Genomic DNA, 18,422 nt, shown 5'->3' with positions numbered 1-18,422 from the left:
TTTAGTCCCCCCGGGCCGAACCAGGTACGCTGTTAGAGTTGATTGTGCATCCTGAGAAGTTCAGGAGAAATTCATATCGGCGTCCATCGCTGTTACGCTCTGGCGTCAGGAATATAGAGCTTTGCTCTGAATCTAAGAGTTGACGGACAACAAATAGCCCTAATCCACGCCCTTGTTGTGAAGGCTTTAGTGTAATGAAAGGGTCAAATATTAATTCCTCTACCGAAGCGTCGATCCCCGATCCATTATCACTGAAGATCACAAAAGGTTGGTCGATTTTAATGGATATTGTTCCCTCGGGTTGCCTGCGTATGCGAAGCGCATGTAACAACCAATACTCCGAGTTTAAGATAAGGTTGTCGAAAATCTGAGTAAGTCTGCCGGGGTTTATTCGAATTGTGAAATCAGAAATAATGCTCAGATCGAAGTTAAGCCCATTTTTACCCCACCGTTCAGAGTGATAAGTAATTATATCCTCTAATGCTTGGCTCATAAGTACATCATCGCGATTTTCCCTAACATACCTCAACGAAGGAGAAATACGCGAAACCTGCTTAGCAAGAGAGCTGGATGAGGAGCGTATATGTTCGACAAACCCCCAGATTCGCTGATCTTTACAGTCGATGCTTTTAAGGTATTGAGTAATCTGGGAGCTCCGGCCACGAAGTCCATCGCTGATTTGTAATACCTCGTGCGTCAATGATTCAGCACCTAGGCCAAGAGCAACAGACTCCCAAGCTTCGCCAATCTGGTTTTGAGCAACTTCTATTTGCTCCGATAGCAAGCTCAATCCGGCCTTTAACCGAGACTGTTCTTCGAGGAGAGCATCCAGGCCGCTGATTAGCTCTTCGGCCTCGCTCGCTGCTGCGGTGACCTGCTTTACCGTACGGTCAACAGCAGATCTCAACTCAGGATCTTGGAACAGAGTACGATCTGACGAAGATTTCTGATCTTCGAGAGAAACTGTAGCTTCCTGGATCCTTCTAAGCTGCTGTCGGGCTTCCCCCGATTTTCGAGCTAAATTAGAGACTTGTTCTATTTGTGCGGAGGCATTCTTTAATAGGCTTTCTGGAGTTGCTCTTACTTCTACATTGGCTTGCAGAGCATAGCAGTGCTGCTTGTAATCGTTATAGCTTCTCCTAATATGCTCCTGAAGACGTCCAGTGTAGTCGGCCCATGTCATCAAGAGCTTGTAGAAGTTTCTATAGGCTGGCGTGTCTCTAAAAGCCTCCCTGTTAGTTGTTTCTTCGAGGGCGGAATTGTATTTTGCAGAGATGCTTATATAACCTGCAACGTTGCCAGGTCTGAGGCTGTAGTATGAGGATCCGCTAGTCCACTTAGTTCCGAGCCCAAGCCAGTCGTCATCTACTCGAACCCCGAATCCGTCCCTGTATACTTTAATTCCAACGAGGGCTTTGACGAAGTCCTTATATTCTGCGTTTCGATTAAAAATATTGGTAGTGTCTCGCGTTAGAGGTATGCTGCTGACCTCGCCACTAAATGAGCCGGGGTTAACAGGTAGGCCGTCGTCTAGCTCTATATTGCTTATTTCGTCTATCTGAAAATTTGAGTGACTTAAAAGAAAGTATTTATCATCACCTTGCTTGACGCCCAAAGATGATTTCTTTTGCCGGCCTTGCAGCATCCACTCAGAAAATGCATATCCATTATCACGGGCTATTAGGCTTTCGTAGATTGCAATCTCATCCCGCGAGGTCGGACGTAAAAAATCAATTGAGAAGGCACCATCAACAGTTAGCTTGTGCCCATCATATTTAAATCTGTAAACCACAGGTGCAGCACTCAATATTGCTTGAGCTGTCTCTCTAAGGTTAATGTTCACTCCGTCAATGGTAAAGCTGATGCGAAAGCCTGATACACCTTCATAAGGAGAAATCATTGCGGCAATTTCTTTTTGAAGTGCGCTAGTTTCCCCTTTCGTCCAAGATTGAGGATCTCTTAGTCCTCTAATTTGAAGCGTAGTACCAGGTTTTTTATTAGTGGGTAAACGCTCAACCTTGATGGGGACTGAGCTAAGGCTTTCGGCGAAGGAGAAATCTCCCCATTTAATAGATACTCTAAGCGTAGCATCATCGTTCACAGGTTCTTCAGAGCCAATTCTAGTTCGCTTGCGTGTAATAAGAGTGATGACATCCCCTAAACGCTGCGCCCCTAAACGCCCCAGGCCTTTATCTCCCAGTGGGGTTCTTTCCTTTGCAGTGGTTTTTCCTTGTGACTTCATCAATTGTTTGTGGCTGAGGGATACAGTTAGCCAGCCTCGGCGAATTGTATCTAGATCCATTCCAATGCCGTCGTCGGATATTGTAATGATGCCGCGTAGAGCTCTTAGCTTTCTCTCTTTGCTTAAAGATGAATGCTCTTCGGTTATAATTTCGCCGGTTTCCGCGTCTGTCAAAGTTTGTGTGTCGATATTTACACTAACTCGGCTAGCGTCTGCATCATAGGAGTTTTTTACGAGCTCTATCAGAGCTTGCATGTCATCAGTTATAAGGTCAGCGCCTAATTTGAAAACAACAGAAGGATGAACCTCTAGGCGGAATGTATCTATAACTGCGGATTCAGACGATTCCTTGCCGCCTGTCTCATTCATAATCCACCCCAAGATCGAGTAACTAAAATCCACTCGCTAGCCATAGTTGATCCCTCACTATTCTTGGCAGCCATTCGTTTGCGAGAAGCAGGCAGCGCGCGCTCTATTGTGAAGACTATTTCATGCCCGCTTTCTGTAAGGAGTTCTTTAGTTATATCTACCAAGGGGAAAGTCTTACCTCCAACTTTCCTCTCTCCGAGGGTGAAAAAGCAAAAGGCGCCCAATTTTAGTCTGGAGCTAATATTTATTAGCGACTCTTTATAGTCCCTGCAGAAAGACAGTGTCTTCTTTCTAAGGGGGGCAGCATGTTCAATTTTCTGAATGAAGCGTTCTAGGGACGGAGAGGCAGTACCAAGCTCAAACCGGGCTTGGTCAGCAAGTTTTAAGGAACCGCCCAGGCTAAGAGAGTCTATCCTCGAGGTGGATTCTAATAGGCTTGAGTCAAAGCCCTGATGAAGATCAGTTGGGTCAATCCAGCGAAGAGGTAGGTAGCTGTGCTGTCCATAAGGAACTGTGGTCTTATTATCTCCATACGGAGGCGAAGTCATTAGTACGTCAGCTAATTGAGACGCTTCCCATGTTCCGGATGCGGAGCCAGAGGACAAGGCAATGATCGGATGCTCTCTTTTTTCTAAACTGTTAGAGATCCGAGACCAGTGCGCCTCAAGACGCGCCAGGTTTTGCTCGCATACGAGTTTGAATGCTTTAATGGCATTGGACTCTCTTCTTTCAATGTCCTCTTGGCTGTATGTGTGCAGCTTGAATGTAGAAATTCTTGAGTTCGAAACTAATCGTATAGTCTCGGCCAGGCAGACCCAGAGAAATTTTCTGATAGGCTGGTTTGGATTTTCAATTATTAAACTTCGTAGTTTGCTTAGGCCGAGTCTGATCTCCGGCTTGAACCACTTGTTTATATTGGGGAAGTCAAATGGCAAGATTTCGATTTTTTCTGCCTGCCTAATTATGAGGGATACCGCCTCCGTAGCTACTTTAACTGCTGGAGGTGCGGATTTTACCTCGCATAATAAGATTGCCATTGGATTAATGTCAGTGCCGTAGTAGTTGATGCCTCTGTATAGGCTTTCTAGCATAACGGTACCCGATCCCGAAAAGGGGTCGTACACTAGAGAGATGTTATCTTCTACCGCAATCAAATCATCTAGCAATGCACCCTGAAGCTCAGGAACCATCATGGCTGGATATTGAAAGAGTGCATGATTTCCGGATCTACTTCTCAGGTTAGAGAACGCCCAAAAATTAGTATCGCCGTTAGTTCTTGCAGATAACCTACGACGTAACTCTGCTGATTTCCCATCCGTGGCACCACTAAGGCCAGTCTGCCTAGCAGTCATATCAACCCCCAATCCATAACCACGCTCTAAATTCCAGTCCACCAGAGTGCCAAAGGCTTCTAGTCTGCCCTTTGCGCGTGAGGCTACTGATACGCAAAGGGCTTCTGGGACCATACGCCTTGTAGAAACCTAAAATGCCTTCATTTGTTGCTGAATCACGTTGATCCCTAAGGTATTGTAGGGTAATTCAAAATCGCTTATTGCAACACACTCGACATGCCTAGGGTTAGTGCTCTTTTCTCGGAAAGACTTGGGAGAACCAGGGCTGTCCCGCCATGTAGGCGGCCGCTATCGAAGCTGGATCCTCATTTCAGCTAGGCATCTGTTGATCCAGTAGTGACTCAGCCCTACCGATGCTCAGTATGGCTTCGAGGCGTTTACTCAGATTCTGCCATGCTTCTGTCTTCTCTTTGGCATAGTCGTGATGAAGGTAGTGCCGACGAACCTTGGATCCGCCTAGCAAGTGATTCTGACAGCGGTCAATGATCTCCAGCGTGACACCAAGCTCCTGCATCATGGTAGCTCCAGTGCGTCGCAAGTCATGTGGTGTCCACTCACCCTTGGCACCCTTGCTCAGTACCAGTGAGTCGTCATGGTGGCGACCAGTAAGCGGCTTGCTGCGGTTCTTGAAGCGGCACTGTCGGTCGCCGATCAGCTTACTGACCGTCTTGGTGTCGACGTGACTGCTTTCGTCCTTGCTCGGGAAGCAGAACGGGGTGTGGCCGGTTTCATCTTTCAGGTGCTTGAACTGGTTCAATGCGAATGGCGACAGGAATACATGGTGATCTTGGCGCTTGCCCTTGTGTCCCTTGGTAGCTTCGGCTGGGATGAACCAGGTGCCTTTTTCCAGATCGACGTGGCGCCATTCGGATTTGAGCAGTTCGCCGATGCGGCAGAGGGTGCTCAGGCAGATCCACACGGCGCATTGGACGCGTGGATTGACTGGGCGGATGCCGGAGTATTTCTGGCCGGCGGGGAGGGCGTCGTAGTCGTGCTCCAGGCGGGCGAAGATGTCGCGTAGTTCGCGGATTTCGTCGGGGGAGAGGAGGCGGTCGCGCTGTTCCTGGTAGTCGTGGTCGAGGAGTTTGTTGACGTCCACCAGGTCGGCCGGGTTGCCGTCGGCCATCAGGCCGCGCCAGGGTTTGCGCTTCTCGGCCCAGCGCAGCATCTGGCCGATGTCGTTATTGCGGATCACGACGGTGCGGTTCAGGCCGCGGGCCTTGATCGAGCGCAGGACGGCGAGCATGTCTTTCTCGGTGAGGTTGCGCAGCGGCTTCTTGCCAATGAGGGGCAGCACGTCTTTGGTGAAACTGCGGCGCAGTTCGGCGTTACCGTCTTGGCGGGATACGCCGTCGTGCATCCACTCTTCGAAGAGGTCGGCGACCGTCTTGTTCTCCGCAGCCTGGCGCTCGGCCTCGGCAATGGTGGCGGCGATGGCGGCCTGGGCTTCGATCTTGGCGGCCTTGCGGGCGGCGGTGGGATCGATGCCTTTGGTGACAGTCGCTCTCACTTCGTCGCGCTCGGCGCGGATCTGCGCCAGCGACTTCTTGGGCCAACTGCCCACTCGGTGATCGCGCTTGGCTCCATCGAGTTTGAACTCGTAGCGAAACAGAACGGTGACGCCGCGTACCCCCGCACGAACCTTGGCGACCAGGCCGCCGTCTTCGCGCAACGTCTTGCCGTCATCGGCTGAGGTGAGCGCTTCCAATTGCTTCGCCGTCAGTTTTGCCACTTCCTACCCCTTGCCTGATTCGGTCGTCCTGGAATTTTGCCCCACTTTTGCCCCACCGAATCGCTTGGCTGTCGGTGGATGCTGGTGGATCGTGATGGACGTCAATATAGCCTGTATGCCCCGTATTTACTAGGCTTTAGGCGTTCCGGTAGCGTCCATGGACTTCCATGGAAATCCACCAAATAAGCGCATGGGGTGCAAGGGGTAGAGAATTTGAGCTGCTCTGTTTCGAGCAAAAAACGCTCAAGAAAGCCAGTCAATTAGCGGTAACTGGATTTTTTATGGGCGATTGTTTTTGGTGTGCATGATTTTTGTGTCACAGCTGATTTTGGCCGTAATCTGTTGCCTCAAGGGCGCCGATAAGTAGCCTGTCGGGGTTGCTCGGGTCTTCGATTTTCCTGCAAAGCTACGGACCCCTGTGGGCAGGTGGTATCTGGAGGAGTTATAGGGGAGAGGGGCACTGTAGAGCTACTTAGGCGAGCATCCACGGCCGGCTCATGCGCAGGGCAGCCGCTGTACCGTTCGTCCGTCAGCGTGGCGAAGTGCAGCATTACACCATCTACAGGACTGCGAGCCTATGCGTGTTTCAGGTGCAGAGCCCGCTGGGCGATAAGGTTATCGCCAACTCGGCGGAGCTAGCGGTTGGTCATTACGCTGCGAATGGTCTTTCATAATAATGACCATGCAGGAAATTCCCGTTGTTGCCTGAGGGTATTTATATAAGAAACAAACGCTCTAGATAAGCCTGACCGTCGAACCATCATTTAAGGAAGCGACCACAAATGTCCACTTTTCTGAAAGCCGACCCGCAATTTGTGCCTCGCATCGTCAACGAAATGGAGCAACAGGGTTATGCCGTTATCGAGGGTTTCTTGTCCGAAGAGCAGTTGGAGGCCGCCTGCAAGCATGTGAATTACGAGGTGGAGCGGCATGACCACGAGTATTTTGCCCTGCAAGGCCAAGACGCGGTAAGGGGCAGTATCTTCGAACAGATGAGCGTATCGCCCCGGGTGATGAACCTGTTCCGGCAAATCTACAAAACCGGGATCGGCCAGCCACCGCGTTCTCCGGATATCTTTCCTGCCTTGCGTTGCCTGCAAGGCCAGACCGGCAAGCGCGAATCGTATTATTTTCACTACGACGCCGCCGCGTTGACCGCGCTTATTCCGCTCGTCACCCCTACCGAGGGCCGTTATTGCGGGGATTTCATCTTTTTCCCGAATCTGCGCAATATTCGTTCGAATCTGTACTTCAACATTCTGGAAAAGGCGGTCATGCAAAATACGCTGACCCAGAAGCTGGTAACGTTCGCCGTCGAGCGCGGCTGGCTCAAACCGGTCAAGATCAAGATCGTCCCGGGCAATGCCTATTTTTTCTGGGGTTATCGATCGCTTCACGCCAATGAACCCTGTGATCCAAAAGCGCTGCGCTCTACCGTGTTGCTGCATTACGGGGAACCGCACAGCCGCGACAACCTCGCTTCGCGGCTGTTTCTAGGCTGGAACTTCCGCCGTGCACGCGTCGTCAATGAGCGGACTCGGCGCAAGGACGCGGGTTAACCGTAGCTGTCGGTTCATGCCGTTGCGTCAGCTCCGCAGGTTGACGGACAGGGCCTGGGCCGGCTTGCGTGAGTGCCTGATGCCGGTCCTGGTGGCAATCGCGGCCGGTGATCTTTACCGGTTGTCAGCGTGAGCGACGCCAGGCATCCACCTGCTTCTTGGGGCGGTGCCAGTCGGATCAGGCCCCGGCGGCGATGACCTTGAGCCTCAGCCCCGCTGTTTTTCCGCCAGCACGGCGTCGATCAGCACCTTCACTTCGGCGACCGAGATGGCCGGGCGTCTGTTTCGCTCGGTCTGTTGCAGGGCTGCGATCTGTTGTGCGTCGGTCTTCAGACCATAGTCGCTCTGGGCTTTGGCCAGTGCGGCATGATTCCAGCCGTCGTGTTGCAGCAGGAGCAGTAGGCTGTCGAGTACGTCGTTGAGATTGACCTGGTGTTCACGGCCATCCGGCCATGGCTGGCCGGCATCGGCTTCGGGATGCATTTCGGCGACCAGCGTGTTGCCGACCTGCATGCGTACCAGGCCGGCATTTTCGGCTGTCTTCCGGTCGCGGGATGAGCGGTGCCAGGCCGCCTGTGCCAGGGGCTGGGACGTGGTGCTGCACTGCAGTTCGTCATTGAGGTAGATCCGGTACTCGGCCATGGTCGTGCTCCTGTCCGTGTTGTTGTTAGTTGGCGCAGGCGCCGATTTTTCTGCGCTGTCGCTGCCACGCTTCGGACTGGCTGCCTCAGTCGCAAGGTCGGCAGTGGCTGTCGCTGGTACCGCAACTACTCGGTCGAGCGAATTCGGCTTGCTCTGCAAGTGTAGTGCGAAAGCGGAAACCTGAACTGCGTCGGCCGGTGTTTCTCTAACAGGCAATCCTGTCGTGAGGGGTACCGAGCGTGTCCAGAGTCATCATTCCCCATACCCCTGAAGCTGCCGCGGACTCCGCTTCCGAGGCACTGATGTTCGGCACCCCGAAAGAGCGGCTGGATTTCTATCGCCGGGAAATCCAGTACGAAACCAGTCTGTTGTCCAACCGCACCAATGCCTATCTGTCGGCACAGTCGTTTCTGGTGATCGCCTACGCCTCGTCCATGGCCAACCTCAATCCCAACTGGGGGGAACTGTTCACCCTGGTGGTACCGGTGCTGCTGGCCTTGCTTGGCGGGATCAGCTCGCTGCATGCCTGGCCGGGAATCAAGGCGTCGGCGGCGATCATCGGGCACTGGCATTTCAAGCAGGAGCAACTGCTGCGCAGCGACCCCAAGTTCGGCCAGGCCTACGACGACTCGCCGCTGTTCTGCGAGCGGGAGTCGAACGAGGAGAGCTATTACAAGTCGCTGTTGTTCTCGCTGCGCACGCCGTGGTTGTTCACGGTGTTCTGGTGCATTCTGGGCGCGTTTTCCATCTGGTTGCAGTTCGCTACGGCCAAGCTCTAGGAGTGGCTGGCAATGGAGCACGGTGTGAAGGAAAGCGTCAGGCGCCAAGCCGCAGGCACAGGGGAATCGCGCTTTACCGATCCACGAGTTATCGCCGTCAGGCCAGTGCTCGCCTGATACGCAAGCCGGCCACTACGCCGAGCAGGCAGAACAGGGCGAACAGCCAGCCGGAGGCGGCGCCGGCCATGATGCCCGAGAGCAGGGTGCCGACCGTGCAGCCCAGGGCGAGCAGGGCGCCCCAGCCCAGTAGCACACCGCCGAGCAGGTTGCGTAGCGCTTCGCCCAGGCTCGGCCAGTGCGGTTTGCAGTCGCCAGCGAGCAGGGCGCTGGCCCAGGCGGCCAGCACCAGGCCGATCACGAACAGGCCGTTGTTCGACAGCAGGCTTTGCTTCACCACGGTGGCGCAACCGGAAAAGCCGTCGAGGCCTTCCAGGCGCTCCGGTAGCCAGCCCAGGCCATTGGCAGCTGTGCGCGAAAGGCTGCCCAGCTCGGCGGTGACGCCCAGCGGACCGACGCGCAGGTAGGCGGCGAGGGCCAGCGTGCCGATCAGCACCCCGCCCACCCAGGTTGGCCAGCGCTGTCCGAACAGCAAGCCGCGCAGGCCGGCTGCAGGTGGCTGTCCGTCCTGGGGGGCGCGATGACGCAGCAGAAGATGGGCCAGCAGCCCGAGCACCGCCAGTTGCACCAGCAATGAGCCGCCGTAGCCCAGATGGCCGGGCAGCCAGACCACCGGAGCCTGCTGGATGCTGGCCAGGTACAGGGTGTTCCAGCACAGGAAGCCCAGCACGAAGCCCAGCAGCGCGCCGATCAGGGCGAACAATGAGGCGAAGGCGCCTTCGCCGAGGCGATAGAGGTGGGCGCTGATGCAGGAGCCGGAAACGGCCATGCCGAGACCGAAGATCGCGGCGCCCAGGGCAAGCACCCAGCTCAGCGGGCCGATATGGGCGTCGGGCGGCAGGCGTCCGCTGCTAGGGTCTGGCAGGAAGGCGCCGAAGGCGGCGTGATAGCCCAGCGTGCCGACGGCCAGGGCGGCGAGGATGCCGAGCAGGCCACGAGGGTCGCGCTGTTCGATGAAGTCACGGCTCACGCAGAGAAAGCAGAAGCGCGAGCGTTGCAGCAGGACGCCGAACAGGGTGCCGGCCAACAGGGAGAAACTCAGGGCTCGTCCTTCATTGCTGGGGGTGGCCAGCAGCCAGGCTGCTATGGCAAGGGCGAAAAAGATCAGGGTGGCGCTGCCGGTGCGCAAGGTGAGCATGGGACGCTGCTCCATTGACGGTTGTCCGTTGGGTGGAATCGGGGACGTTAAGATTGAAGAGGTTAACGCTGCTTCGGGGACAAACCCTGGGTATCGCTTCGCTCAACCCAGGCGACGGGACGTGGTTTGTAGAGCGGCGTGGAGCGAAGCGATACCCGGGGCAGTGGCCTCACAAAAAAGGGGCGGACGCCATGTCTGGCGCGCCCGCCCCATAAAAGGAATCGCTGATCGCTAGCGGTTACTTGCCGCCCCAGACCGTCCCGGCGACGTTGACTACCGGTACGCCGACGGCATTGCCGTATTCGGTCCAGGAGCCGTCGTAGTTGCGTACCTCGTAACCGAGGATTTTCTTCAGGGCGAACCAGGTGTGGCTGGAGCGCTCGCCGATGCGGCAGTAGGTGATGATCGGCTTGCTGCCGTCGATGCCGACCGCGGCGTAGATCTGCTTCAGCTCATTGGCCGATTTGAAGGTGCCGTCGGCGGCCACCGCCTCACCCCAGGGCACGTTCACCGCGCCAGGCACGTGGCCGGCGCGCACGGCCAGTTCTTGCACGCCCTGGGGGGCGAAGACCTTGCCGTTGAACTCGTCCGGCGAGCGGATATCCACCAGTTTCGCATCGCTGCGTTGTTCGGCCACGGCCAGTACGTCCGGCAGGTAGGCACGCAGCGCCTGGTTGGCCGCCTTCAGCGTCACGTCGCCAGCGGGCGGGGTGCTGGCGCGATTGCTCAGGGTGCGTTTCTCGGCTTCCCACTTGACCCGGCCGCCATCGAGCAGTTTGACGTTCTGCACGCCGTACACGTCGAACACCCAGGCGCCCCAGGCGGCGAACCAGTTGTTGTTGTCGCCGTAGAGAATGGTGGTGGTGTCGCTGGATACGCCGGCCTTGCGCAGCAGGCTCTGCAGGTTTTCCTGGCTGGCGATGTCGCGTTTCACCGGGTCGACCAGGTCGCTGTGCCAGGCCAGGTTGACGGCGCCGGGAATATGGCCGCGTTCATATACGCCCGGCACCACACTGACCTCGATGATGCGTACCTTGGGGTTGTCGAGATTCTTTTCCAGCCAGTCGGTGCTGACCAGGAATTCGCTGGCGGCCCAGCTCGGTGCGGCGGATAGCAGCGCCGAGACGGCAACGACGCCAGCGCCCAGCAATGATCGGATGCGCATGGTGACTCTCCTTGTACTTAGGCAGTAAGGGCTTGCTTCGAATGGTCGCTCTGCATGGGTTCGTCGATGCTGTGCTCCCTCCCTGTTGCTTCCTTGTGGTATTCGCTTGCCGGGCCTCAGCCATACAGCGATGGCGTCGGGCCCTGGCCGCTGAGCAGCCAGTGGCCGAGGTCGCGCACCTTGTAGTCCAGCGGGTCGTGCAGGGTATGCACGCGCACGTTGCGCCAGAAGCGGTCGAAGCCGTAGCTGGAACTGGTGGCGCGGGCGCCCATGGTGTCGAAGATCTGCGCGGTGATATCCAGCGCTGCCCGGGCGCTGACCACTTTCGCCTCGCTGATGGCCAGGGCCACGTCGGCGCGTTCGGCGGCGGTCAGGGCCGGTTTCTCCCAGGCCGCCTGCAGGCGCTGCGCGGCCGCTTCGGCCAGGGGCAGGGCGCTGCGGTAGCGCAGCCAGAGTTCGCCATAGCGTTGCTGGATGAACGGATCTGCGCTGGCCGTATCCACGCCGGAGCCCGGCCAGGCACGGCTCTGCTCGCGGGTGTAGCGCAGGGCGGCATCGAGGGCGCCCTGGGCGTTGCCCAGGTAGAGCTGGGTGAGGATCAGCTGCGACAGGCAGGCGCGCAGCGTCGTACGCGGGCTGATGCCGCTGGGCCCGAGGATCTCGCTGCTGTCGACGAACACCGAGTCGAACTGCACCGTGCCGCTGTCGGTCTGGCGTTGGCCGAAACCGTCCCAGTCGTCGTTGATCGCCAGGCCTTCGCGCTGGCTCGGCAGTACCAGCATGACCCGATCCTGCGGTGCATTGCCACGTGGAACGCTGACCACCAGCGCATCGGCGCCCAGGGCGCCGGAGCAGAACGACTTGTGGCCATTGAGCTCGTAGTGTTCCTCGCGTCGCGAGAGCGTCAGGCCATTGTCGCGGCCGTTGGTCGCGTTACCCCAGAACCAGCGCTCGTGCACGGTACGGCCGAGCCAGTGGCGTTGCTGGTCGGCGCTGCCGAACAGCAGGATGGTCGCCACCTGCAGGTGCTGGAAGGCGAAGAGGTGGGCCAGGGAACTGTCGACGGCCGCCAGGTGGCGGACGATACGGTAGATCTCCGGCCAGGGTACGTCCTGGCCGCCGAACTGTTGCGGGATGGCCAGGGTCAGCAGGCCGCTGTCGCGTAGCAGTTGGCGCTCGTGTTGGGCGCTGCCGCCGCGCCGGTCGCGTTCTACGGCGGTGGCCGCCAGCCGACGGGCCAGGCGTTCGATCTTGACGCTGCGGCTGCCGAAGTCGGCGGGGAACAGGCGCGGTTCGAACAGCGGCTGGCTGGTATCGAAAGCCGGTCTGAGCTCGGCGCTCATCAGGGTTTCTCCGCCGGCCAGATGGCCACATCCAGTGCGTCCACCGGCTTGGGCAGCAGGCCTTCGGCGAAGAAGGCGTCGGCGATTTTCTGCTGCTCCTGCAGGCTGTCCGGTTGTACGGCGCGTACCTGATAGCTGCGACGTGCATTGGCCTTTTCGACGATGCTCGGGTCCAGGTTGCCCCACAGTGGGCCGAGCAGTTCGGCGGCCTGGCGTGGGTTGGCGCGCAGCCAGTCACCGGTTTTGACCAGTTCGGCGAATACCACCTCGAGCGCCTGTGGGTGAGCCTCGGCAAAGCGCGTGCTGGTCAGGTAATAGCGTTGGTAGTCGGCCAGGCCCTCGCCGTCGGCCAGGGTGCGGGTGGGCAGTTGCTGCTGGGCGCCACTGAGGAAGGGCTCCCAGGTCACCCAGGCGTCGACCCGCTTGTTCTCGAAGGCGGCGCGGCCGTCGGCGGGCGTCAGGTAGGCGGGCTGCACGTCATTGAATTTCAGCCCTGCCTTGGCCAGTGCGGCGATCAGCAGGTAGTGGCTGCCGGCGGCCTTGGTCACCGCGACCTTCTTGCCTTTGAGGTCGGCCAGGCTGTGGATCGGCGAATCCCCGCGCACGATGATGGCCTGGGCGGCGGGCGAAGGCGCTTCCTGGGCGAAATAGATGAGCTGGGCACCGGCGGCCTGGGCGAACACCGGCACCGTATCGGCGACATCGGCGGAGAGGTCGATGTTGCCCACGTTCAACGATTCCAGCAGGGGCTGGCCGTTGGGGAATTCATGCCAACTGATGTCGATGCCCTGGGCACTCAACGCCTTTTCCAGCGTGCCCTGGCTCTTCAGGATGCTGATCAGGGTCGAGGATTTCTGGTAGCCGATGCGCAGGGTTTCGGCGTTGGCCTGGGGCAACAGGGTGAGGAGCCCGAGCAGCAGGCCGGTGGAAAACAGAGCGCGGGGGAGCGCGTGGCGGAACTGGGGCATGACAGACCTCATGGATGACGTGCCAGCCATCTACGAGTGGCGGGTCACGGGACGCTTCTGGGTTTGGCAGGGGTCCGGTGATCCGGTATGTACAAACTAGACGATCTAAAAAAATCTAAACAAATAATTTAAATGAATTAGCTTAGATGGTTTCGCAGCATGGAATGCGGCGTGTCCACGGCATGTCCTTTATAGGCAGTGGCAAGCCGAGGGGGATCAGGGCACCTCGATGCCGGCCTGCTGCAGCATGTCGACCAGGCGAATCAGCGGCAGACCGATGAGGCTGGTGACGTCGCTACCCTCGGTGCCGCGGAACAGGCTGATGCCCAGGCCTTCTGCCTTGAAGCTGCCGGCGCAGTCGAAGGGCTGCTCGGCCCGCAGGTAGCGATCGATCTGCGTGGCGCTGAGCTGGCGAAAGTGCACGGTATAGGCGATACAATCGACCTGGCATGTGTCGCGTTCGCTGTCGAGCAGCGCCAGGCCGGTGAGAAAGGTCACGCTGTTGCCGCTGGCCGCGCACAGCTGGGCATGGGCCCGTTCATGGCTGTGCGGTTTGCCGAGTATCTGATCGCCGAGCACGGCGGCCTGGTCGGAACCGATGATCAGGTGTCGCGGATAGCGCCCGGCCAGAACCCGGGCCTTTTCCTGAGCCAGCCGGCGAACCATGTCCGAGGCGGTTTCGCCCTCCCGGCGGCTTTCATCGATGGCGGGTGCCGCCCATTCGAAGGGGCGGCGCAGGCGGGCCAGCAGCTCGCGGCGATAGGGGGAACTGGAAGCGAGTACCAGCGGCAGCATCGGCGTTGTCCTGACAGGCGATCGGACGCAGGATTCTAGCCGTCGACCAGGGCGCTGGACAGGCTGAATTTCCTTTGACAGCGGCCAGTTGCATCCCTAGAATGCGGCGCCTATGTCAAATGGCCCGATTCCACCTCACGTTGATCCGCGCAAACTTGCTGATCGTGGCGCCACCCTCCAGGGTGATGTGCCGCTGGCTGATTTGTCGAGGCTCTGCGATCCTCTCGCTGATAACAGCGGTAGCGTGCGTGCGAAGTTCTCTTTCGAGCGTGACGAGCGGCATGCTGTGGTGATCCACAGTTCGCTGGAGGTCGAAGTCAAGATGGTTTGCCAGCGTTGTCTGGATCTGGTTGCTCTGCCGATTCACAGCGAGTGTGATTACGCTGTGGTGAAGGAGGGCGCCAATACCCAGTCAGTGCCGAAAGGCTATGACGTACTGGAGTTGGGTGAGGATCCGTTGGATCTGCTGGCGCTGGTCGAGGATGAGCTGTTGCTCGCCTTGCCCATCGTGCCGGTACATGACCCAGAAGATTGCCAGCAGCCGGCGGGCCTTGAAGAGCCCGAGTCGAGCGAGGACGAGGTAACGCGGTCCAACCCGTTCAGTGTATTGGCACAGTTAAAGCGTGACCCAAACGTTTAGGAGTTAATCAATTATGGCTGTTCAGCAGAACAAAAAATCCCGTTCCGCCCGCGACATGCGTCGTTCGCACGATGCCCTCGAGGGTAACGCTCTGTCCGTGGAGAAGAGCACCGGTGAAGTTCACCTGCGCCACCACGTATCGCCGGAAGGCGTTTACCGTGGTCGCAAGGTGATCGACAAGGGCGCTGACGAGTAATCCTTGTCCGCTCCGATCATCGCGATTGATGCAATGGGTGGGGACTTCGGTCCCCACTGCATTGTTCCGGCCAGCGTCGCCTGCCTGGCTGATTTCCCCTCGCTGCACCTGGTTCTCGTCGGCCAAGCCTCCCTTATCGAAACCCTGATCGCTGGAATTCCCGACGTCGATCGCTCGCGCCTGCAGATCGAGCACGCTGCCGAGTCCATCGACATGGGCGAGCGTCCAGGCCAGGCCCTGCGCGGCAAGCCGGACTCCTCCATGCGCGTGGCCCTCGAAGTGGTGCGCGACGGGCGCGCCCATGCCTGCGTCAGTGCTGGCAATACCGGTGCCCTGATGGCGCTGTCGCGGCATGTGCTGAAGACCCTGCCGGGTATCGACCGGCCGGCGATGATCGCGGCCATCCCGAGTCGCAATGGCGTCTGCCATCTGCTGGATCTGGGAGCCAACGTCGACTGTACCGCCGAACACCTGTGCCAGTTCGCGATCATGGGGGCGGTGGCTGCCGAAGTGCAGGGCACGGTATCGCCGCGGGTCGGTCTGCTCAACGTTGGTAGCGAAGAAACCAAGGGCAATCAGCAGGTCAAGCAGGCGGCTGCGCTGCTCGAGGGTATAGAGGGGCTCAACTATGTCGGCTTCGTCGAGGGTGACGGGCTGTATCGCGGCGATGCCGATGTGCTGGTGTGCGATGGTTTCGTCGGCAACGTGTTGCTGAAGTCCAGCGAAGGGCTGGTGACCATGATCGTGTCGCGGCTCGAGGCGCTGTTTCGCAGCACGCTGCTGGGGCGCGTCGCGGGCCTGCTGGCGTTGCCGCTGCTGCGTCATCTGCGTAGCGAGCTGGCGCCTGCGCGCCACAATGGCGCGAGTTTTCTCGGTCTGCAGGGTATCGTGGTGAAGAGTCACGGCAGTGCCGGGCCGGATGGTATAAAGAGCGCCATTCGCAGGGCAATGACCGATGTGCAGGAGAATTTGCCGCAGCGACTGAGTGGTCGGATTGAGCACTTGATCCGTAATATGTGACCACTTGGGATGGGCCGCCATCCAAAATTTCAGTTTTCGAGCGCTTGCCGAGGCAGGTGTCAATTTTTCCGACGACAAGACCACTAAGGGAACCGTTACATGTCTGCATCCCTCGCATTCGTCTTTCCCGGTCAGGGTTCGCAAGCCCTGACCATGCTGGCCGGGCATGGCGCGCAACATGCGCTGATTCTCGACACCTTTGCCGAGGCTTCCGCTGCGCTGGGTTACGACCTGTGGGCGCTGACCCAGCAAGGCCCGGAAGAGCAACTGAACCAGACCGACAAGACCCAGCCGGCCATTCTGGCCGCCTCCGTTGCCCTGTGGCGCCTGTGGCTGGCCGAGAGTGGTGCGCGCCCGGCCTATGTCGCCGGGCACAGCCTGGGCGAATATTCCGCGCTGGTTGCCGCCGGTAGCCTGGGCTTCGCCGAGGCGGTGAAGCTGGTCGAGCTGCGCGGGCAACTGATGCAGCAGGCCGTTCCGGCCGGGCAGGGTGGCATGGCCGCCATTCTCGGCCTGGAGGATGCCGACGTGCTGGCCGCCTGTGCCGAAGCGGCGCAGGGTGAGGTGGTCAGCGCGGTCAATTTCAATGCCCCGGGCCAGGTGGTGATCGCTGGCGGCGCAGCCGCTGTCGCCCGTGCCGTCGAGGCGTGCAAGGCGCGTGGCGCCAAGCGTGCCTTGCCGTTGCCGGTCAGTGTGCCGTCCCATTGCGAGCTGATGCGTCCGGCTGCCGAGCGTTTCGCCGCGGCCGTCGCCGATATCGCCTGGCAGGCGCCGCAGATTGCCCTGGTGCAGAATGTCAGCGCCGCGGTCGTGGCCGATCTCGAGACCCTCAAGCGCGACCTGCTGGCGCAGCTCTACAGCCCGGTGCGCTGGGTCGAGTCGATGGTCTGTCTTGCCGGGCAGGGCGTGACCGATCTGGTCGAATGCGGCCCGGGCAAGGTGCTTTCGGGTCTGAACAAGCGTTGTGTCAAGGGCGTCAACACGCACAACCTGGACACCCCTGAAGCCTTTGCCGCCGCGCGCGCGGCACTGGCTTGAACGAGGAGAAGAGTATGAGTCTGCAAGGTAAGGTTGCCCTGGTCACTGGCGCAAGCCGCGGCATTGGCCAGGCGATTGCCCTGGAGCTGGGGCGTCAGGGGGCCGTGGTCATCGGTACCGCAACGTCCGAGGCGGGTGCCGAGCGCATCGCCGCCACCCTCAAGGAAAACGGCATCGAAGGCACTGGCCTGATGCTCGACGTGAGCAACGACGAATCCGTCGCGGCCACCCTGGAAAAGATCCAGAAGGATTTCGGTCAGGTGCTGGTGCTGGTCAACAATGCCGGCATCACCCGTGACAACCTGATGCTGCGCATGAAGGACGACGAGTGGTATGACGTCATCGATACCAACCTCAACAGCCTCTATCGTTTGTCGAAGGCTGTGCTGCGCGGCATGACCAAGGCGCGTTTCGGGCGTATCATCAGCATCGGTTCGGTGGTGGGTGCCATGGGCAACGCCGGCCAGGTGAATTACGCAGCGGCCAAGGCCGGCCTGGAAGGTTTCGGTCGTGCGCTGGCCCGTGAGGTCGGTTCGCGCTCGATTACCGTGAATGCGGTGGCACCGGGTTTCATCGATACCGACATGACCCGTGAGTTGCCGCAGGCGCAGCGTGAGGCGTTGCTGACACAGATTCCGCTGGGCCGTCTGGGGCAGGCTGAAGAGATCGCCAAGGTGGTCGCTTTTCTCGCTTCCGATGGTGCAGCTTATGTCACAGGGGCTACTATCCCTGTGAATGGCGGGATGTACATGAGTTGAATGTGACCTGGGCCTTCAGAAATCTGTCATAGATGCTGTCTAAAATTGGTTATAAAGTTGCAACAGGTTTATAGACGGATCGTTGACGTGTTCCTGAGGGCACTGGCATTCAGCTTGAAATGCTGAAAACCCTTTCTATACACTTGCCCGCACAACCAGCTGGCTGGATTTGTCCAATAGGAGTGAAAACACCGTATGAGCACCATCGAAGAGCGCGTCAAGAAAATCGTTGCCGAGCAACTGGGCGTGAAGGAAGAAGAAGTAACCAACAGCGCTTCCTTCGTTGAAGACCTGGGTGCCGACTCTCTTGACACCGTTGAGCTGGTGATGGCTCTCGAGGAAGAATTCGAGACCGAGATCCCGGACGAGCAAGCCGAGAAGATCACCACTGTCCAGGAAGCCATCGATTACGTGACTGCGCACGCGCAATAAGCTGATCGTCGTTTCCCGACTCGGAAAAGCCGCACGTCTGTAAAGGCGTGCGGCTTTTCTTTGACGGCCCGCTGCACAGGACGCGCCGACGGCGCCTGTCAGCGTATTCAGGGGCATGATTGCGCCTGAAGCCACCG

General features: G+C 58.6%; 17 protein-coding genes. 8 read left to right on the top strand and 9 right to left on the bottom strand.

Going from position 1 to position 18,422, the window contains the following annotated elements; all coding sequences use genetic code 11:
* Position 1: 1 nt before the first annotated feature.
* The 3 genes from DNK34_RS02275 to DNK34_RS02265 form a co-directional block, all read right to left on the bottom strand.
* Positions 2 to 2,611: a sensor histidine kinase gene (locus tag DNK34_RS02275; protein ID WP_131174529.1), complete on the bottom strand. Its 2,610-nt coding sequence runs from the start codon at positions 2,609 to 2,611 to the stop codon at positions 2 to 4.
* Positions 2,608 to 4,077: a TRM11 family methyltransferase gene (locus DNK34_RS02270; RefSeq protein WP_131174528.1), complete on the bottom strand. Its 1,470-nt coding sequence runs from the start codon at positions 4,075 to 4,077 to the stop codon at positions 2,608 to 2,610. The genes DNK34_RS02275 and DNK34_RS02270 overlap by 4 nt, the downstream gene beginning before the upstream one ends.
* Before the next feature lie 196 nt (positions 4,078 to 4,273).
* Entirely contained in the window at positions 4,274 to 5,695 is a 1,422-nt protein-coding gene (locus DNK34_RS02265) for a tyrosine-type recombinase/integrase (RefSeq protein WP_131174527.1), read from the bottom strand.
* 782 nt (positions 5,696 to 6,477) lie between these two features.
* On the opposite strand from DNK34_RS02265, the gene DNK34_RS02260 reads away from it, so the two are divergent.
* A complete protein-coding gene (locus DNK34_RS02260) occupies positions 6,478 to 7,254 on the top strand; it encodes a hypothetical protein (protein WP_131174526.1) in 777 nt (258 codons plus the stop codon).
* 207 nt (positions 7,255 to 7,461) lie between these two features.
* Here the strand turns inward: DNK34_RS02260 and DNK34_RS02255 are convergent, their stop codons facing one another.
* Positions 7,462 to 7,896, bottom strand: coding sequence for a hypothetical protein (locus tag DNK34_RS02255; protein WP_131174525.1), 435 nt, complete (start codon positions 7,894 to 7,896; stop codon positions 7,462 to 7,464).
* A 239-nt stretch (positions 7,897 to 8,135) separates the two neighbouring features.
* Between DNK34_RS02255 and DNK34_RS02250 the strand changes: the two genes are divergently transcribed.
* A complete protein-coding gene (locus DNK34_RS02250) occupies positions 8,136 to 8,675 on the top strand; it encodes a hypothetical protein (RefSeq protein ID WP_131174524.1) in 540 nt (179 codons plus the stop codon).
* 97 nt (positions 8,676 to 8,772) lie between these two features.
* Here DNK34_RS02250 and DNK34_RS02245 read toward each other — a convergent pair whose 3' ends face one another.
* The 5 genes from DNK34_RS02245 to DNK34_RS02225 all read right to left on the bottom strand — a co-directional run bounded on the left by DNK34_RS02245 (position 8,773) and on the right by DNK34_RS02225 (position 14,201).
* Positions 8,773 to 9,930, bottom strand: coding sequence for a YeeE/YedE family protein (locus DNK34_RS02245; protein WP_242675260.1), 1,158 nt, complete (start codon positions 9,928 to 9,930; stop codon positions 8,773 to 8,775).
* A gap of 238 nt (positions 9,931 to 10,168) precedes the next feature.
* On the bottom strand, positions 10,169 to 11,095 hold the full coding sequence (locus DNK34_RS02240; protein ID WP_131174522.1) for a sulfurtransferase: 927 nt from the start codon (positions 11,093 to 11,095) through the stop codon (positions 10,169 to 10,171).
* Positions 11,096 to 11,211: 116 nt separating this feature from the next.
* On the bottom strand, positions 11,212 to 12,438 hold the full coding sequence (locus DNK34_RS02235; RefSeq protein ID WP_131174521.1) for an acyl-CoA dehydrogenase family protein: 1,227 nt from the start codon (positions 12,436 to 12,438) through the stop codon (positions 11,212 to 11,214).
* Positions 12,438 to 13,406: an aliphatic sulfonate ABC transporter substrate-binding protein gene (locus tag DNK34_RS02230; RefSeq protein WP_131174520.1), complete on the bottom strand. Its 969-nt coding sequence runs from the start codon at positions 13,404 to 13,406 to the stop codon at positions 12,438 to 12,440. The genes DNK34_RS02235 and DNK34_RS02230 overlap by 1 nt, the downstream gene beginning before the upstream one ends.
* A 216-nt stretch (positions 13,407 to 13,622) precedes the next feature.
* Positions 13,623 to 14,201 carry a Maf family protein gene (locus DNK34_RS02225; protein WP_131174519.1) on the bottom strand — a complete coding sequence of 193 codons (579 nt, stop codon included), beginning with the start codon at positions 14,199 to 14,201 and terminating at the stop codon, positions 13,623 to 13,625.
* A gap of 112 nt (positions 14,202 to 14,313) precedes the next feature.
* Between DNK34_RS02225 and DNK34_RS02220 the strand changes: the two genes are divergently transcribed.
* The 6 genes from DNK34_RS02220 to acpP all read left to right on the top strand — a co-directional run bounded on the left by DNK34_RS02220 (position 14,314) and on the right by acpP (position 18,285).
* On the top strand, positions 14,314 to 14,841 hold the full coding sequence (locus DNK34_RS02220; protein ID WP_131174518.1) for a YceD family protein: 528 nt from the start codon (positions 14,314 to 14,316) through the stop codon (positions 14,839 to 14,841).
* A 13-nt stretch (positions 14,842 to 14,854) separates the two neighbouring features.
* The gene (gene rpmF / locus DNK34_RS02215; protein ID WP_025167420.1) at positions 14,855 to 15,037 is read left to right on the top strand and encodes a 50S ribosomal protein L32; all 183 of its coding nucleotides are present in this window, start codon (positions 14,855 to 14,857) and stop codon (positions 15,035 to 15,037) included.
* A gap of 3 nt (positions 15,038 to 15,040) precedes the next feature.
* The gene (gene plsX / locus DNK34_RS02210) at positions 15,041 to 16,057 is read left to right on the top strand and encodes a phosphate acyltransferase PlsX (RefSeq protein WP_131174517.1); all 1,017 of its coding nucleotides are present in this window, start codon (positions 15,041 to 15,043) and stop codon (positions 16,055 to 16,057) included.
* A 99-nt stretch (positions 16,058 to 16,156) separates the two neighbouring features.
* Positions 16,157 to 17,095: an ACP S-malonyltransferase gene (fabD, locus tag DNK34_RS02205; protein WP_131174516.1), complete on the top strand. Its 939-nt coding sequence runs from the start codon at positions 16,157 to 16,159 to the stop codon at positions 17,093 to 17,095.
* A 14-nt stretch (positions 17,096 to 17,109) separates the two neighbouring features.
* Entirely contained in the window at positions 17,110 to 17,853 is a 744-nt protein-coding gene (gene fabG, locus DNK34_RS02200) for a 3-oxoacyl-ACP reductase FabG (RefSeq protein WP_131174515.1), read from the top strand.
* Between the two features lie 195 nt (positions 17,854 to 18,048).
* Positions 18,049 to 18,285 (top strand): acyl carrier protein, encoded by a 237-nt coding sequence (gene acpP / locus DNK34_RS02195; RefSeq protein WP_003245177.1) that lies wholly within the window; start codon positions 18,049 to 18,051, stop codon positions 18,283 to 18,285.
* Positions 18,286 to 18,422: the final 137 nt, after the last annotated feature.

Origin of the sequence: Phytopseudomonas dryadis (genome assembly GCF_004327355.1) — a bacterium.
Classification (GTDB): domain Bacteria; phylum Pseudomonadota; class Gammaproteobacteria; order Pseudomonadales; family Pseudomonadaceae; genus Aquipseudomonas; species Aquipseudomonas dryadis.
Note: the sequence above shows the minus strand (reverse complement) of the source record. Positions and strands in the feature narration are given on the sequence as shown.

Excerpts from the sequence above, each read along its gene's own strand:
- DNK34_RS02275 (WP_131174529.1), bottom strand. The coding sequence starts at position 2,611 with ATGAATGAGACAGGCGGCAAGGAATCGTCTGAATCCGCAGTTATAGAT.
- DNK34_RS02270 (WP_131174528.1), bottom strand. The coding sequence starts at position 4,077 with ATGGTCCCAGAAGCCCTTTGCGTATCAGTAGCCTCACGCGCAAAGGGC.
- DNK34_RS02260 (WP_131174526.1), top strand. The coding sequence starts at position 6,478 with ATGTCCACTTTTCTGAAAGCCGACCCGCAATTTGTGCCTCGCATCGTC.
- DNK34_RS02255 (WP_131174525.1), bottom strand. The coding sequence starts at position 7,896 with ATGGCCGAGTACCGGATCTACCTCAATGACGAACTGCAGTGCAGCACC.
- DNK34_RS02245 (WP_242675260.1), bottom strand. The coding sequence starts at position 9,930 with ATGCTCACCTTGCGCACCGGCAGCGCCACCCTGATCTTTTTCGCCCTT.
- DNK34_RS02240 (WP_131174522.1), bottom strand. The coding sequence starts at position 11,095 with ATGCGCATCCGATCATTGCTGGGCGCTGGCGTCGTTGCCGTCTCGGCG.
- DNK34_RS02235 (WP_131174521.1), bottom strand. The coding sequence starts at position 12,438 with ATGAGCGCCGAGCTCAGACCGGCTTTCGATACCAGCCAGCCGCTGTTC.
- DNK34_RS02230 (WP_131174520.1), bottom strand. The coding sequence starts at position 13,406 with ATGCCCCAGTTCCGCCACGCGCTCCCCCGCGCTCTGTTTTCCACCGGC.
- DNK34_RS02225 (WP_131174519.1), bottom strand. The coding sequence starts at position 14,201 with ATGCTGCCGCTGGTACTCGCTTCCAGTTCCCCCTATCGCCGCGAGCTG.
- DNK34_RS02220 (WP_131174518.1), top strand. The coding sequence starts at position 14,314 with ATGTCAAATGGCCCGATTCCACCTCACGTTGATCCGCGCAAACTTGCT.
- rpmF (WP_025167420.1), top strand. The coding sequence starts at position 14,855 with ATGGCTGTTCAGCAGAACAAAAAATCCCGTTCCGCCCGCGACATGCGT.
- fabD (WP_131174516.1), top strand. The coding sequence starts at position 16,157 with ATGTCTGCATCCCTCGCATTCGTCTTTCCCGGTCAGGGTTCGCAAGCC.
- fabG (WP_131174515.1), top strand. The coding sequence starts at position 17,110 with ATGAGTCTGCAAGGTAAGGTTGCCCTGGTCACTGGCGCAAGCCGCGGC.
- acpP (WP_003245177.1), top strand. The coding sequence starts at position 18,049 with ATGAGCACCATCGAAGAGCGCGTCAAGAAAATCGTTGCCGAGCAACTG.